The sequence below is a fragment of the Bartonella sp. AA2SXKL genome (genome assembly GCF_042197205.1).
Taxonomy (GTDB): Bacteria; Pseudomonadota; Alphaproteobacteria; order Rhizobiales; family Rhizobiaceae; genus Bartonella.
Genome location: NZ_JBHIRN010000045.1, coordinates 1 through 2178, shown reverse-complemented (window position 1 = coordinate 2178; position 2178 = coordinate 1). Strand labels below are relative to the sequence as shown.

General features: G+C 43.1%; 3 protein-coding genes and 1 pseudogene. All 4 read right to left on the bottom strand.

The window, feature by feature from the left end:
- Positions 1 to 194 (bottom strand): annotated as a pseudogene (locus ACFINS_RS09600) (phage tail protein); the annotation flags it as partial.
- A complete protein-coding gene (locus ACFINS_RS09595; protein ID WP_375651480.1) occupies positions 194 to 1021 on the bottom strand; it encodes a baseplate J/gp47 family protein in 828 nt (275 codons plus the stop codon). The pseudogene ACFINS_RS09600 and the gene ACFINS_RS09595, both read right to left, overlap by 1 nt.
- On the bottom strand, positions 1018 to 1359 hold the full coding sequence (locus tag ACFINS_RS09590; RefSeq protein WP_375612353.1) for a GPW/gp25 family protein: 342 nt from the start codon (positions 1357 to 1359) through the stop codon (positions 1018 to 1020). Before ACFINS_RS09590 ends, ACFINS_RS09595 begins: the two co-directional genes overlap by 4 nt.
- Positions 1356 to 2045, bottom strand: a complete 690-nt coding sequence (locus ACFINS_RS09585; protein WP_375684688.1) for a phage baseplate assembly protein V — start codon at positions 2043 to 2045, stop codon at positions 1356 to 1358. The genes ACFINS_RS09590 and ACFINS_RS09585 overlap by 4 nt, the downstream gene beginning before the upstream one ends.
- Positions 2046 to 2178 lie beyond the last annotated feature (133 nt).

The following is a 2178-nucleotide window of genomic DNA, read 5'->3' as shown; positions in this document are numbered from 1 at the left end:
TTTGGAACATAAGGTGTCAGTTCACCAAGCCCGTATTCTTCAATCAACCACGGCAAGAAACGGGGAGGGCGTGTGATCAGTTTTGCGCGTGAAATCCCCAAAACAGAACCATCAATATCTTGATGAAAATCGCAAGCATCGGCAAGGCGCTTTTCAAATTCTGTCGCGTTTGTGGGAAGGAGGGAACCAACCATTAGCGGGCACGTCCTTTGAAGTTTAAGGTGATTTTTCCAATCGATAAAATTTCTTCATCACAAACCATACTGTCTTGTGTTGGGGTAATGGCAATCACTTTCTGGACACCAGCAATCATTAGTTTTGAAATCCACCACGACAAACTTAATTCACGACCAATGGCTTGTTCTTGTTTCCAAGCCGTGCGTAAATTTGTTTCCATTGTTGTGAGAATTTTCAAAGATGTTTCTGGTAACAGCCAAACATCTGCTTCTAAATCCAGCACTTTTTTGACAGCAGCGTGAACAATGATTGTATCATTGGTCATGATGATATTTTTTCTGTGAAGAGCTTGTGAAACTGCTTGTATGAGATCTTCAGAGGTTGTTCCTTCTTCATTATTACCAAAAAGAGCAACATAGATGGTTGGGTCTTTGCCTTTACGATAGATAATGGCATCTTTCACTCGACTATCGGCTGTTAAGGCGATAAGTTTGTAATAGGGTTCTGTTCCACTTCCGTTTCCTCCACGGGCATGAAGCTGTATGCGTTCACGATATCTCTCGTCACTTTCACCCTCCATGCGGGCAAGACCATGCCAGTTTCCCAAAGCATCAAGAGATTCACCGGTTGCAAAATCAAGAATGTTGTTGCGTGCTGCCTCGTTAATACGCTGTCTTAAAAGCAACTCTCGATAGCTAAAAGCCTCTATGACTTTTACGGCCGGATCACTTTCAAGAATGGTATATTCAGGCAAAAGCTCTTTTAAATGGACAAGAGCAGCAGCGCGTATTTCTTCAAAAGAAAGTTCTGTGATGATGTCTGGTTTTGCAAGCACTCCATTCATTTTATCAATAATCCTTCCATGGTAATGGGCTTGCCGGATGGCAAATAAATGCCTTCAAAGGATAAAGAAACGTGTCCATTCTCACCCCTTTTAAAATCAATTTTTTTCAATTTAAAACGCGGTTCCCACTTGTCTAAAGCCTCAGCAACAGCAGCATAAAGAGCAACAGCAAAAGCATTATTAACCGGTGCATCAATGAGTTCAGCAACACGTGAACCATAATCACGCCGCATTACACGCGAACCAATCCGCGTTAACAAAATATCAAGGATTGATTGACGCAAATGATCAATGCCGGTTAATGGCTTTCCCGTTGTGCGGTCCATTCCACTGTTCAATTGGGACCTCCTGTCATAGAACCACCAGGGGAAACACCGCCATGAACATGTGTTGCTCCTACATTGGTGCCGTTATGTCTTAATCCACTTGAATGAATGGAAACATTATTTCCAGAATGAAGAGAGAGACTATCATTCGAATTCAGTGAAATGCTACTACCTGCCTTCAAAGAGATGCCGCCTTTTGCGTTTAAATTTATATCGCTTTCTGAAACAATCTTTATGCCATCTGGTGCGGTAAGCTCTAGCTTGCCACCATCACCTTTTAGTGACACACCATCAGCGATTGTCAGGATAAACTTTCCGCCGGATTTGATGTGAATTCCATAAGTGTTTTGTTCATCATCATATTCAAGGCTGGTTCCATCAGGGTATATCGTTCGGTGAATGCTGCCCTTATCGGCTGCTTGATTAGCATCTGTATGAAGTGAACCAATAATCACCCCTTGTGATAAATCCCCTGATGACGAGATAACAACTACTTGCTCTCCAACATCGCGTCCTTCATAAGAACGTGTTTTACCGGCGCGGGCTTGGGTATCTGGAATCCAGTCACTGACAAGATTGCCACTTTTTACCCGATAGCGTGCGTTTTTATGGTCGACATGGCTAATCTTCCCCACCACAACCATATTGGCCACACGTCTCTTTAGATCTGTGATTTCTTTATCGCGTCGCTCTAACATGTCCACCTTCAATTTTATGGTATTTGTCTTCGTTTCCCACACCTGTTTCGGGTTTAAAACCGACAAGGGGTTCAACAACTCTTGCGATTGCCTTTCCTTCATCAGGGCAGGGGATATTGGTGACGTAAGTCAC

Bases quoted from the DNA above. Each gene is read 5' to 3' on its own strand.
- ACFINS_RS09585 (WP_375684688.1), bottom strand. From the start codon at position 2,045: ATGTTAGAGCGACGCGATAAAGAAATCACAGATCTAAAGAGACGTGTG.
- ACFINS_RS09595 (WP_375651480.1), bottom strand. From the start codon at position 1,021: ATGAATGGAGTGCTTGCAAAACCAGACATCATCACAGAACTTTCTTTT.